The organism is Nocardia sp. NPDC051990 (assembly GCF_040680755.1).
In the GTDB taxonomy this organism is placed as follows: Bacteria; Actinomycetota; Actinomycetes; order Mycobacteriales; family Mycobacteriaceae; genus Nocardia.
This window is the reverse complement of sequence record NZ_JBFAXH010000006.1, coordinates 57,129-69,538: the sequence shown is the minus strand read 5'-3', so window position 1 is coordinate 69,538 and position 12,410 is coordinate 57,129. Positions and strand designations below refer to the sequence as shown.

Here is a 12,410-nt window from a genome sequence, read left to right as displayed (position 1 = left end):
GGCGATGACCCGCACTGCGGAATCCGACGTGCCTGCGGTGTAACCGTCCGCGAGAATGTGCTCCGCCCTGTCGGATTCGGAGTTCATATACCAAAACCGCCGTCGGCGGGTCGATCGCTGATCGACCCGCCGACGGCAGAGAACTAGTGGTGTTGTGGTTGGGTCCTAGGCGAGAAAACGCGCACCCGTCGGCTGCGAACCGGACGGCCCGAATCCGTACTGCTGGGCAGTGATCGGCGCCCGGTACGGCTGACCGACGGTCTGTGGACCGACGCTCGGCACCGGCTGCGCCTGCGAAACCTGCTGCGCGCCAACCGAACCTGCGGCCTGGGTGCGGCCGTGCTGGATTCCGGCCACGAACAGCGCGCCGGCCAGCACCAGGAAGGCCAGTGTATGCAGGATCGCGCGGAGGGTATTCCAACGGACCCAAGCGGATTCGTAATCGGCCCGTACCTGTGCCAGGTCACCGATCTGTGCCGGATCACCCGCGGCAGCCAGTTGATCGTTCAGTGGAACATTCAGTCCGGAGGTGACCACGAAGGCAATCACATTGAGCGCCAAGGCCACACCGAGCCAGATCAAAGTGGTGCGATGTTCCTTGCCCAGATGCAGCGCCGCCGCGAGGAGAGTGAAGCCGACAGTGCCCATGAACCCGATCATGAACCATGGGTTGATAATGACCACATTGATCTTCTGCATCACATCGATCATCGCGCGATCATCGGTGCGGTTCAGCGCCGGCATCACCGATATCGCGTAAGCGTAGAAAACGCCCGCGATCAAGCCGGTTGCAAGCGTGGCCGCAACCAGCGCGGCGAGTCGTAGCGCGAACATGAATTTCTCCTACCTCGAAGCCCGGACCTCGTCCGATTTACTCGATCCGGCGATGATTCCAGCACACCACCAGCCATCGCGATCTTCCATGGTTGAAGAGCTCGGCCACCTAAGCGAGCGTCCACGCCTGCCCGGGATCACAAGTCGCGGTCGGAGATCAACCCACTCTGCATGGCCAAACCGGCCAGTCGGACTCTCTTCTGATTCTGCGGCAGATTTTCCACACCGAACTTGGCGAACAGGGTCCGCAGATGTGTCTTGATCGCATCGACGCTCAGGAACAATTCCTCGGCGATCTGTTGATTCGAAGCCGGAGTCGCGAAACCCGCGCCGTTCTTATATGGACGGCACAGCGCGATCAGCACCGAGCGTTGGGTGTCGGTCAGCGAGCGCAGCGTGGGAATAGAGCCGGTCGAGGTTCGGGTCGCATCATCGACAACTCCACCGAAATCGTGGAACGAGACCAGCGAGGTGCCGACCCGGATCCGATCGCCCGCCATCAGCCGCCGCCGCCCGACCAGCCGTTCCCCGTTGACGAAGGTGCCGTTGCGGGACAGGCCGTCATCGATGATCGTCCAGTGCGCGCCGAGATATTCGACCGCCGCATGCACCCGCGAGACCTCCGCGTCCCAGCGCAGCGCCAAATCGGCCTGCGGGGAACGCCCGATAGTGACGCGCTGCTGGTCCGGGGTGAGCATGAACTCCTGCTGCCGACCCGAGTCATCAGTGAATCGCAACAGCGATCCGACGAAACCAGTCACTGCGCCGATTCCTCATCTGTCCATACCGCCAGTGACGCCCTTCGCACAGTTCCATGGTGCCGCTTCCTGGTACTGCGAGCAAGATCGAGTCGACTCCTGACCTTCCTCATATCGAAGGCGTATCACAAAGGAGCCGCCGCCCAGGCGTCGCACGATTCGCCCGGGCGGCGGCCCAATTAAATAAGAACTCAGCCCTTCGCGGCCTTGTTGTAAGCCTCGGTGATGTCGGCCGAGATACGCCCCCGCGCGGACACCTTGTGTCCATTCCGGCGCGCCCATTCGCGAATTGCCGCACTTTGTTCACGATCGATCGATACTCGGCTCTTCGGACCACCGGGAGCGGCAGCCGCGGCCTTGACCCGCCGCCGGCCACTCACGCGCCGAGCACTCGAAACCCACTCTTCCAAACCGTCGCGCAGCTTCGCCGCATTTGCCGACGACAGGTCGATCTCGTACGACACACCGTCGATCGCAAACTCAATGGTCTCGTCCGCGATGGACTCACCATCGACATCGTCGATCAGGCTAACGGTGACCTTCTTTGCCATGAGATGAACGTCCTCTCGAAATCGTGCGACCCGCATACTAGGCCGATTACCCGAGGCAAGAATACCCCGAATTCGAAAAATTCCAAGACGAGGGCCGAACTATGCAATCCGATCGTCAGCGAGCGACTGGACGCACAATTGGGAACAGTATCGTTTCCCGGATTCCCAATCCCGTGAGTGCCATCAACAAGCGATCGATTCCCATACCGGTACCCGTTGTCGGAGGCATCCCGTGCTCCATCGCCGCGAGGAACTCCTCGTCGAGTGCCATCGCCTCGTCATCACCCTGTGCGGCAAGCCGCGCTTGATCCATGAACCGCTCGCGCTGGATCACCGGATCAACCAACTCCGAATAGCCAGTTGCCAACTCGAAGCCGCGGACATAGAGGTCCCACTTTTCAGTAACTCCAGGTTTGCTGCGATGCTGTCTGGTCAGTGGTGATGTCTCCACCGGGAAGTCGCGCACGAAAGTCGGGGCGTAGAGCTTGTCACCGTACTGGTGCTCCCATAGTTCTTCGACCAGTTTGCCGTGGCCATAGCCCTTGTCCTCGGGAATTTCCAGTCCGACCCGATCGGCGAGTGCATGCAATTCCTCGATCGATGTTTCCGGAGTCACCAATACACCCAGTGCATCCGACAGCGACGGGTACATCTCGACGGTCGCCCACTCCCCGCGGAGATCATATTCGGTGCCATCGGTAAGAGTTACCACTTGCGTGCCGAAGACCTCCTCGGCAACTTCCTGCACCAATTCCCGAACCATCCGCGCGGAGTCGTCATAGGTGCCGTATGCCTGATACGTTTCCAACATTGCGAACTCCGGCGAATGGGTGGAGTCCGACCCCTCGTTACGGAAGTTCCGGTTGATCTCGAAGACCTGTTCAAGGCCGCCGACCACGCATCGCTTGAGGAACAGTTCCGGCGCAATTCGCAGGTAGAGATCGATATCGAGGGCATTGGAATGGGTGACGAACGGCCGCGCCGCCGCACCACCGTGCAGCGTCTGCAGCATCGGCGTCTCCACCTCGAGGAAGCCCCGGCGCTCGAGCGCATTGCGCATTGCGCGCACCACCGCGACCCTGGTCCTGGCCATTTCCCTGGCCTCGGGGCGCACGATCAGATCGACATAGCGCTGCCGTACCCGCGCCTCCTCGTTCATCTCCTTGTGCGCCACCGGCAGCGGCCGCAGGGCTTTGGCCGACATGGCCCAGGAATCGGCCATGACGCTCAATTCACCGGTCCGCGAGGAGATCACCTCGCCGTGCACGAATACGAAGTCGCCGAGGTCCACATCGGCCTTCCAGGCCGCCAGGGCGTCGGCTCCGACACCGTTGAGGCTGATCATCGCCTGCAGTTTGGTTCCATCCCCCTCCTGCAGCGTCGCGAAACACAGCTTGCCGGTATTACGCAGGAAAATGACGCGCCCGACGATACCTACCTGCTGACCGGTCTGGGTGTCGGGCTCGAGCTCCGGATAGGCGGCCCGAATTTCGCCGAGAGTATGGGTACGCGGCACGACCACCGGATAGGCCTCACCACCATCGGCGATCAACCGCTCGCGCTTCTCGCGCCGAATCCGCATCTGCTCCGGAACGTCGTCCGCGACGGGCGCGGGACTGTTGGCTTGCCCCGCAGGAACCGAACCCGCGGAGCGACCGGATGAAGGCGTGTTCGGGTTGCTCACGTTCAACAACACTAGCGGGCACCGGAAATCGATTTGCGGGCCGCCCGGGCACGACCGACCGGGAACGAATCGGCGGCCGTCGGAACGGTCCGTACTGCGTGGATTAGCGGCCTTCCCTGGCACGCCGAATAGCGGGCATGCTCCGGCAATCATGCGAAAGCCATTGCGTACCCGCATGTTTCGAGATGGAAGTGGTTCGGCCCGATTTACAGTGCTGCCAGCGCCTCGACCTCGCGGGCGAAGTGCGGCGCCCGGACCCCGACACTGAGCAGGCTGGCCGCCTTCAATGCCTGATAGCCACCGATCACATCGGTGGCCCGATGCAGACCGAGTTCCTGCAGCGCGACCGCGGCGAGACTGGAGGTATAGCCCTCCGAGCACACGATGATCCATTCCATATCGTGATCGGTCGCCAGCGCCAGCCGGGCCGAACTCGACGGATCGAGGCGCCATTCCAGGACATTGCGTTCGATCACCAACGCGCCCGGCAGTGCGCCCTCACGGGCGCGCTGCGCCTGCGGCCGGATATCGACCAGAATCGCGCCCCGATCAACCGCCTGCGGCGTTTCGAAGGCATAGATCCGATTCAGGCGAGCCCGCGCGTTCTCGAGCATCTGATCGATGGTCAAACGAGTCATCACATATCACCTTCGGGCTGGTCGGTGAGGACAGTTCGGGAGCGCCGCAGGGTGCCGTGGCCGGTCACCTCGTAATAGGACATGGCGGTGAGCGGCGGTGAATAAGCGTGCACGCTGAGCGTTGGATCGAGCGGCCCCGCCGATTCCGCTGTGCCGTTTCGCGCGTCCGGCAAGCAATCACTAGCGGCCGCCGGTGCGCGCATCACATCGTGCACCCAGCCGATCGGGAACGAGGCCTGATCGCCCGCGGTCAGGGTGCGACGGCGCAGTTCCGTTCCGTTCCAGCGGAATTCCGATAACGCACCGCTCAGCACGGTCAATGCTCCGAGTGAGCCGGCGTGGTCGTGCAATTCGGTGGATTTGCCGGGAGTCCAGCTGATCAGCCAGACATCGACCTCGTCGTCGGAAAGCAGCCGGGTAGCCCAGCGCTCATCGGTCGGCCAAATTCCATTGGCGGGCAACAGATGATCGTAGCGCCCGGCGAGTACGTCTTCGGCGCCCTCGTCGGTCAGCCGGAGCAGATCTGCGGGACGCAGGCGGGTGGGTAATGCCGAGGAGACAACACGATCCAGCGGCGGAGTGGCCGACGGCGCATTACGTGCGGAATCGAGGGAAAGAACAGAAGAACGCATCAGCGAATCTCCAGGAGTATGTCAACGGTCGAGGGACTTGCTCAGCCTCGATCGGTCGAGGCAGGTCAGCCTCGACAACACTCCTGGGTGCTCACGCGGGAATACACGGGTGCGAGTGTAGCAGTGCGGAAACCGCCGGCAAAGCGCCCAGTTATGCGCGAGCACCCCGGATGGGCATATCAGCCACCCTTACGCCGCTGATTGCGCTCGTAGACCAGGCGTAATCCGGTCAATGTGAGATGCGGCTCGTGGTGGTCGATGGTCTCCGATTCCGGCACGATCAACGGCGCCGTATGGCCGGTCGCGACCACCGCGACATCGTCACCGGCGAATGCGTCGAACTCATCGCGAATCCGATCGATCACGCCGTCAACCAAACCGGCGAAGCCGAATATCGCACCGGATTGGATGGCCTCGACAGTGTTCTTGCCGACCACCGAACGCGGCCGGGCCAACTCGACCCGGCGCAATGCGGCACGCTCGATGAGCGCCTCGCTGGAGATCTCCACCCCCGGTGCCAGCACACCGCCGAGAAACTCGCCCTTGGCCGACACCAGATCGACCGTGGTGGCCGTGCCGAAATCCACGACGATCGCGGCCGTGCCGAAACGATGATGTGCGGCAAGGGTGTTCACGATCCGGTCCGCGCCGATTTCCTTGGGATTGTCGACGAGCAGCGGAATACCGGTTCGCACACCGGGTTCCACCACCACATGCGGCACGTGATCCCAATAGCGAGTGAGCATCGATCTGATCTCGCGCAGCACCGGCGGCACGGTGGACAGCGCCGAAACTCCGACGATCTCCGCCACCTGCGCACCGACCAATCCGCGCACCTGCATGGCGAATTCGTCCGCGGTCAGCAGTGGATTGGTATGCATCCGCCAGTGCCGCACCAACTTCGCATGATTACCACTGCCCGAGAATAATCCGAGCTCGATGCTCGTATTCCGGACATCGATGGTCAGCAGCATCGGCTCAGGCGTGCGCGATGGACACGGAGGCGGCAGCCTGCGAAACCACTGAGGGCCCCGGGAACGCCGCATCGGGCACAGCGGTCAGTGAGCGGGGCGTGACCAGACCGGAACCCTCCGGGGCATGCGCCGGATCGGAGCCGAGATCGGTCGCACGATTGTGCTCGTCGACGAAGACGACCTTCGGGGCGTATTCCTTCAGCTCGGTCTCGTCCATCATGCCGTAGGCGATCAGGATGACCAGATCGCCGGGATGTACGAGATGGGCGGCGGCGCCATTGATTCCGATAACGCCGGAGCCGCGCTCACCCGCGATCACATAGGTCTCCAGGCGGGCGCCGTTATCGATATCGACTATGCAGACCTGTTCACCCTCGAGCAGGTCGGCGGCGTCGAGCAGATCCTGGTCGATGGTCACCGAGCCGACATAGTGCAGATCGGCGTGAGTCACCGTGGCACGGTGGATCTTCGACTTCATCATGGTGCGCAACATCGTTGTCGCCCTTCCTAAATGCTGGCCTGGTCAGGCTGGGAGTCGATCGCGGCGGTGCGCGCATCGGGAAGTGTGGGGTGGCCGCCGCTAGCGACTGCTTGCAGGTCGCTCGAAACAACGCCGCTAGCGACTGCTCGCAGGTCGCTCGAAACAGCGCCGTCGACGGGTGCGCCAAGCGCAACAGCGATGTTGTCGATCAGGCGGGTCGAGCCGACCTTGGCGGCGATGAGCAGTCGCGCATTGCCGTTCACGGGGGCCGGGCCGAGCGTCGACGACCGCAATTCGAGATAGTCCACATCGACACCGGGGGTCGCGTCGAGCACCGCGCGGGCAGCCGCCAGCACGGCATCCGCGCCGAGCGCACCCGCATGCCGACCGGCAGTCAGTGCCGCCGACAGGGCCAGCGCCGATTCCCGCTGTGCCGCATCGAGATACCGATTGCGGGAGGAGAGCGCGAGGCCGTCGGGTTCGCGAACCGTCGGCAGCGGCACGATCTTGACGTCCATATTCAGATCGCGCACCATCTGCCGGATCAGCGTGAGCTGCTGATAGTCCTTCTCGCCGAAGAACGCCTCGCTCGGGCGTGCGATATTCAGCAGCTTGGCGACCACGGTCAGCATGCCCGCGAAATGCGTCGGGCGACTGGCGCCTTCGAGCTCGGCGCCGATCGGGCCAGGATGCACGGTGGTACGTGGGCCGTCCGGGTACATATCCGACGCACTCGGCGCGAAGACCAACTCCACGCCTTCGTTGCGCAGCAATTCGACATCGGCATCGAGAGTGCGCGGATATTTGTCCAGATCCTCGTTCGCGCCGAACTGCAGCGGATTCACGAAGATCGAGACGATGACCACCTGATTGGTCCGCTTGGCCCGGCGCACGATCTCGAGGTGACCCTCGTGCAGTGCGCCCATGGTGGGCACCAGCCCGACAGTACGGCCGACACCGCGCAGGGCCCTGGCGACCGCGGCGATCGCCTCAGGATCGTGGTGCACAGTCAGCTCGCCGCGGCGGTACGCGCTGGGTCCGATGCGCCGCTCGCGGGGCTCGGTGTCTGATTTGCGGCGCTCCCGGCCCTCTCCGTGGTTACGCTCCGCTGCCGCCTCCGGGTGCGTCGCTCGCGCCGCGGTGTGGTTACCCGAGCTGCCTCCTCCTGGCCCGTCACTCGCGGCGGGCAATGTCGGATCCATCATCGACCTCCCTCCAGCAGCTCGATCAGCGCCGGATTGGTCTTGGCGCGCTCGGCCGTACGCAGCGACATGGCGCGATAGTTCGCGGCCAGCCGGGCATCGACCCCTTCCAGGGCGGTCAGATGGGCGGCGACGGCATTCGCGTCGCCGCGCGCCACCGGGCCGGTCAGCGCGGACTGGCCGCGACGCAGGGCATTGTCGAGGGCGGCGGAGGCCAAGGGGGCGAGCAGACGCTCGGCCAGACCGTTGGGTTGATCGTCGACGAGCTGCTGGCCGAGCAGGCCGGGGCCCGCCAGTGCGGCGCGCAGTGCGTCGACCGCGTCCAGGACCACCGTGACCAGGTGATTACTGCCGTGCGCGAGTGCGGCGTGATAGAGCTGGCGATTTTCTTCCTGAACCCGAACCGGCTCGCCGCCCATTTCGATCACCAACGATTGCGCGATGGCGAAACCGATTTCGTCGGCGGCGGTAATGCCGAAGCAGGCATTACCGAGGCGGGCGGCATCCTCATCGTGTCCGGTGAAGGTCATTGCCGGATGGATGGCCAGCGGCAGTGCGCCGCGCTCGGCCAGCGGGGCAAGTACACCGACGCCGTTGGCGCCGGAGGTGTGCGCGACGATGGTGCCGGGCCTAACCACACCCGCGGATGCGAGCCCGCGCACCAGCCCGGGTAGTTCGGTATCGGGTACTGCCAGCAATAGCAGTTCGCTGCGTGCGGCCACATCCTCGACCGGCAGGATCTCGGAGTCGGGTAGTCGAGTACGGGCCCGGTGCACCGAGGCATCGGATATGGCTGCCACGCCGAACACCACGTGTCCGGCGCGCTCGAGCGCCGCGCCGAGTGCGGAGCCGACGCGTCCCGCCGAGATGATTCCCACCGTCAAGCGTGCCGGCGCGAGGTCACTCGCAGTAGCGTTGTCAGGGTTGACGCTTCTCGAGGTCAACGTTGTCCTCTCGATATCGTTCCAGTCCCGGACAGCCAGGTACCAGACGTTGCGCACCGAGAATATCGCAGTATTTTTGGCCGCGCGGACGCGGCGTGTTCGCGGCCCCCTGGTGTCTGGCGTCCGACGGGCCGAGACATACGACTTCGTCATGTGCACTTCGACCGCTCGGCGGTGCCTGACCTGCCGCGTCTGCGCGCGGACGCGAGACGGGCCGCGAACGGGTCGTTCGTAAGACTCGCTTCGCCGCGGTTGCCTAAGTGGCCGAACTCACGCTCTGGCTACGGGAACGGGTTACTTGCGTCCATTTTCCTCCGACTGCAGGTTCGCCATGATCTCGGCCACCGAAAGTCGGCGCGAGGAGTTGCCGGAGTCGGCGTCCGGATCGACGCGGCGACGGCGACGGGAGGTACTGGTGCCCATTGGCGGGACCGCGGTCGTCGGTCGCGGGGCGGGCTCGGGCTGTCGGGGCGGTGTGTACTGCTCCGGTGTCGAGAAGTCGTGCGACTCGACCTCGGACGAGTTCGGATCCGGCGACAAGCGCGGCGGTACGGTGTACTCCAGCGGCTGCAGGCGTGGCGCGACACCGGTCTTCTCCGGGTCCTCGGTGAACGCATCGGCCCAGCCGGTAGTGGCGCCGAGCTGGTCGGTATCGCGGCCATAGTCGACTTCGGCGTCGGCGATCTCGGCGTCATCGTCGACGGAGACGACCGCGGTCTCCGCGGTCACCGGATCGTCGAAGGGGCTGGCGAACTGCGGGGCCTCCGGATGATCCGTTTCGAAGACCGGGGTGAAGGTGCTACGAGATTGCTGAAACGCCATGTCCAGCCAGCTGTCGGCATTCGCCGAGCTACTGTCGGACGAATTTCCGAATGCGATCGGCAACTCGTGAATCCGGGTCGCATCGGCGCGCAACGCGGGACGATCCATCGGCAGATCACCGTCGAACAGCCGCTGCAGGCTCTGCCGGAGCACAGTGAGTTCAGCGCGCAGGGCGGCCATTTCGGCCGCATCAGCACCCACCTCCGCGCGCACCCGCGCCTCGACGCCGAGCTCGTATTCGCGGCGGGCGGTCACCTCGCGTTCCAACTGGAGCTCGTACACGGTCTGCAGGTCACGAACCTTGGCCTTATCGATCGTGGCTTCCTTGCGGTACCGCGTCGCGGCCAAAGCGCCGATGACGGCCGCCCACAGCGCCGCCACCAAGCCGATCCGGACGAACTGCAGACGGTCACTGAAAACCAGGAAAACGCTGGCAACCAGACCGAGCAGAATCAATACGCCGATGAACAATTTTCCCGCTTCGTCCCGCCGTCGACGAGAGGTGCTGCTACGCGAGGGGGAAACCATGCACGCAAGGGTAGCTTGATCAGCCAGCCGCGCCCAGATTCTCACACGGTGATTCCGGCGGGATTATTTGCTATGTAGTTGCCGGATCATCTGAAGGGTCCTCGGGAGCCCGGCAGCAATACTCGAGCCATAGTGCCGCAGCTACCAAAGCCACCCCCGCCAGCATCCCGACAATGGCGCCGGGACTATCCGCACCCGCCGCATTCAAGGTGTCGCGCTGTGGAAAGACCCAGAAAAGGAAACCCAGCCAGACACCAGCAGCAAGCGAGCCGACCTGCGCGGACGCCTTGGCCAATGCGACCGCGCGGGCCGCGGTGATCGGATGCAGCTGATGGATGCCGTCACCGATCTGATGTTCATTGACCCGTGCCCGGATTACGAAGCCGAGCGCCGCTTCGATCGCGGCCACCGGATAAAGCGATGCGCCCGCGTAAATCGAAATCGGCGGGAAACTGCCATAGGCCATCCGGGTGAGCACCCAGGCGATAAGGGCCGCGACAACGACATTTCCGATGAGATCGAGGATCCGGGTCGGCCTCAGTTTCACACCGATCCCTCCGCGGCTCCCGACAGCAAGAATTCGGTCGGCCGGACACCCGCACGTTCGGCCGCGTCGAGTTCGGCGAGCCGGTCGCGCACCGGCCGCACGGTTCCATCGACCTCGAGTTCCGCGTCCGGCTGCACATCCAGCCACGGGATGAGTACAAACGCCCGGTTGTGCGCCTGCGGATGCGGCAGGGTCAATACCGGATCGTCGCTGCGGCAGACCACGCCGTCCTCGGCACACCACACCACATCGACATCGACAGTGCGCGCACCCCAACGCACGTCGCGTATCCGCCCGGCGGCCTGTTCCAACTGCTGGCCGAAGCGCAGCCAATCGTGCGCGCCGAACTCCGGATCATCAACCAGCACAATGGCATTGAGATAGTCGTCCTGTTCGACACCGCCCCACGGCGCGGTCGAGTACACCGGCGAAACCGCGACGACCCGCGGCCCGAGCCCTTCGACAACACTGCGCAGATGCGCGAGCCGATCGCCCAGATTCGAGCCGATCGACAAAACGGCGCTACTCATGCCACCCCTCCCCGCTGCCGCGAAGTGACCACGCGGACATCGGCGAAGGTATGCGGAATCGGCGCCGATGGTTTGTGCACGACGACCTCGACCGCCTCGATGCGGGGATCGGTCATCACATCGTCGGCGATCTCGGCGACCACCTTTTCGATGAGATTGCGCGGCGGACCCTGGATGATCCGCACGGCGCGCTCGGCGAGGGCGCCGTAGTCGATGGTGTTCGCGAGGTCGTCGGTGGCCGCGGCCGTGGCGAAATCGACCCACACCGTCAGATCGACCAGGAATTCCTGGCCGTCGCGGCGTTCATAGTCGAAACAGCCGTGATAGCCGTAGGCGCGCAGGCCGCGCAACTCGATCCGGTCCATCGCCCGGCCATCGCCTCGCGACGAATCGCCGCGCGATGCTGCCGTCATAGCGCGACTCCTCGGGTGCTGTTTCGGGCGGCGCGCTGCCAGGCGTCGGTCACAGCAATGGCATCCAGCGAGGCCCGCACATCGTGGACGCGCACACCCCAGGCCCCGTGCAGGGCGGCCAGCGCCGACACCGTCGCGGTGGCGATTTCCCGGCCGTCGGGTGGGCGCGGACCCGCGGCGTCGGCGAGCAGGGCACCGAGGAAACGTTTCCGGGAGGCGCCGATGAGTATCGGCAGCCCGTGGCCGACCAATTCGGGCAGCGCACCGAGCAGCGCCCAATTGTGTTCGGCGTTCTTGGCAAATCCGAGGCCGGGATCGAGTACCAGCCGGGACCGGTCCACACCGGCCGCAACGGCCAGTTCCACCTGCGCGGTCAATTCGGCGAGCACCTCGGCGACCACATCGTCGTAGTGGTCGGCCGGACCGGTGTGTCGATAATCCGCGCCCGCCCGCCAGTGCATGAGAATCCACGGAACCTCTGCCGCCGCAACTACTTTCACCATATCGAGGTCGGCGCGGCCACCGGAGACATCGTTGACGACCGAAACTCCGGCCGCGATCGCCGCCGCGGCGACACTGGCCCGCATGGTGTCCACGCTGGTCGGCACACCGGCTGCTACCAGGCCGCGAATGACCGGAACCACTCGTGCGGCCTCGGTTTCCGGGTCGACCCGCACCGCACCGGGCCGGGTCGATTCGCCACCGATATCGATAATGTCGGCGCCCGCCTCGTACAGCTCGATGCCGTGTGCGATGGCCAGGCTCGGATCCAGATAGCGGCCGCCATCGGAGAACGAATCGCTGGTGACGTTCACCACGCCCATGACCACGCAGGAGCGCTCACCGCTAGCGATTGCTTGCAGGTCGCTCGA

General features: G+C 64.6%; 15 protein-coding genes. All 15 read right to left on the bottom strand.

Annotated elements, in window-relative coordinates:
* Window positions 1-165 precede the first annotated feature (165 nt).
* Window positions 166-834, bottom strand: a complete 669-nt coding sequence (locus tag AB0L63_RS13840) for an anthrone oxygenase family protein (protein WP_364499410.1) — start codon at window positions 832-834, stop codon at window positions 166-168.
* Window positions 835-971: 137 nt separating this feature from the next.
* Window positions 972-1,532 (bottom strand): FHA domain-containing protein, encoded by a 561-nt coding sequence (locus AB0L63_RS13835; RefSeq protein WP_364500201.1) that lies wholly within the window; start codon window positions 1,530-1,532, stop codon window positions 972-974.
* Window positions 1,533-1,783: 251 nt separating this feature from the next.
* Window positions 1,784-2,143, bottom strand: a complete 360-nt coding sequence (locus AB0L63_RS13830) for an Lsr2 family protein (protein WP_364499407.1) — start codon at window positions 2,141-2,143, stop codon at window positions 1,784-1,786.
* 115 nt (window positions 2,144-2,258) lie between these two features.
* A complete protein-coding gene (gene lysS / locus AB0L63_RS13825) occupies window positions 2,259-3,725 on the bottom strand; it encodes a lysine--tRNA ligase (protein WP_364500198.1) in 1,467 nt (488 codons plus the stop codon).
* Window positions 3,726-4,033: 308 nt separating this feature from the next.
* Window positions 4,034-4,456, bottom strand: a complete 423-nt coding sequence (locus tag AB0L63_RS13820) for a rhodanese-like domain-containing protein (protein ID WP_364500195.1) — start codon at window positions 4,454-4,456, stop codon at window positions 4,034-4,036.
* A gap of 8 nt (window positions 4,457-4,464) precedes the next feature.
* Entirely contained in the window at window positions 4,465-5,097 is a 633-nt protein-coding gene (locus AB0L63_RS13815; protein ID WP_364499404.1) for a cysteine dioxygenase family protein, read from the bottom strand.
* A gap of 179 nt (window positions 5,098-5,276) precedes the next feature.
* Window positions 5,277-6,071, bottom strand: a complete 795-nt coding sequence (locus AB0L63_RS13810; protein WP_364499401.1) for a type III pantothenate kinase — start codon at window positions 6,069-6,071, stop codon at window positions 5,277-5,279.
* Between the two features lie 4 nt (window positions 6,072-6,075).
* On the bottom strand, window positions 6,076-6,564 hold the full coding sequence (gene panD, locus AB0L63_RS13805) for an aspartate 1-decarboxylase (protein ID WP_364499398.1): 489 nt from the start codon (window positions 6,562-6,564) through the stop codon (window positions 6,076-6,078).
* Between the two features lie 14 nt (window positions 6,565-6,578).
* Window positions 6,579-7,757: a pantoate--beta-alanine ligase gene (gene panC, locus AB0L63_RS13800; RefSeq protein ID WP_364499395.1), complete on the bottom strand. Its 1,179-nt coding sequence runs from the start codon at window positions 7,755-7,757 to the stop codon at window positions 6,579-6,581.
* Window positions 7,754-8,698, bottom strand: coding sequence for a DUF2520 domain-containing protein (locus tag AB0L63_RS13795; RefSeq protein ID WP_364499392.1), 945 nt, complete (start codon window positions 8,696-8,698; stop codon window positions 7,754-7,756). The genes panC and AB0L63_RS13795 overlap by 4 nt, the downstream gene beginning before the upstream one ends.
* A 294-nt stretch (window positions 8,699-8,992) precedes the next feature.
* The gene (locus tag AB0L63_RS13790) at window positions 8,993-9,991 is read right to left on the bottom strand and encodes a DUF6779 domain-containing protein (RefSeq protein WP_364499389.1); all 999 of its coding nucleotides are present in this window, start codon (window positions 9,989-9,991) and stop codon (window positions 8,993-8,995) included.
* 127 nt (window positions 9,992-10,118) lie between these two features.
* Entirely contained in the window at window positions 10,119-10,589 is a 471-nt protein-coding gene (locus AB0L63_RS13785; RefSeq protein ID WP_364500192.1) for a DUF3180 domain-containing protein, read from the bottom strand.
* Window positions 10,590-10,591: 2 nt separating this feature from the next.
* On the bottom strand, window positions 10,592-11,125 hold the full coding sequence (folK, locus tag AB0L63_RS13780) for a 2-amino-4-hydroxy-6-hydroxymethyldihydropteridine diphosphokinase (RefSeq protein ID WP_364499386.1): 534 nt from the start codon (window positions 11,123-11,125) through the stop codon (window positions 10,592-10,594).
* A complete protein-coding gene (gene folB / locus AB0L63_RS13775) occupies window positions 11,122-11,538 on the bottom strand; it encodes a dihydroneopterin aldolase (RefSeq protein WP_364499383.1) in 417 nt (138 codons plus the stop codon). The genes folK and folB overlap by 4 nt, the downstream gene beginning before the upstream one ends.
* Window positions 11,535-12,362, bottom strand: a complete 828-nt coding sequence (folP, locus tag AB0L63_RS13770; protein WP_364500189.1) for a dihydropteroate synthase — start codon at window positions 12,360-12,362, stop codon at window positions 11,535-11,537. Before folP ends, folB begins: the two co-directional genes overlap by 4 nt.
* Window positions 12,363-12,410: the final 48 nt, after the last annotated feature.